Origin of the sequence: Citrobacter sp. Cpo091, assembly GCF_030332645.1 — a bacterium.
Taxonomy (GTDB): domain Bacteria; phylum Pseudomonadota; class Gammaproteobacteria; order Enterobacterales; family Enterobacteriaceae; genus Citrobacter; species Citrobacter portucalensis.
Window position 1 is genome coordinate 1 of sequence record NZ_JAOWHL010000012.1, and the last position, 385, is coordinate 385.

The 385-nt window shown below is 52.2% G+C and carries 1 rRNA gene; it reads left to right on the forward strand.

The annotated features are described in order from the left end of the window. Window positions 1–385: ribosomal RNA gene (locus OGY04_RS00055) — 23S ribosomal RNA — on the forward strand; the annotation flags it as partial.

A 385-nucleotide genomic window follows, 5' to 3' on the forward strand; every position in this document is an offset into this window, starting at 1 on the left:
GTGAATACATAGCGTAATGAAGCGAACCGGGGGAACTGAAACATCTAAGTACCCCGAGGAAAAGAAATCAACCGAGATTCCCCCAGTAGCGGCGAGCGAACGGGGAGCAGCCCAGAGTCTGAATCAGCATGTGTGTTAGTGGAAGCGTCTGGAAAGTCGCACGATACAGGGTGAAAGTCCCGTACACAAAAGTGCATGTGTTGTGAACTCGAAGAGTAGGGCGGGACACGTGGTATCCTGTCTGAATATGGGGGGACCATCCTCCAAGGCTAAATACTCCTGACTGACCGATAGTGAACCAGTACCGTGAGGGAAAGGCGAAAAGAACCCCGGCGAGGGGAGTGAAAAAGAACCTGAAACCGTGTACGTACAAGCAGTGGGAGCA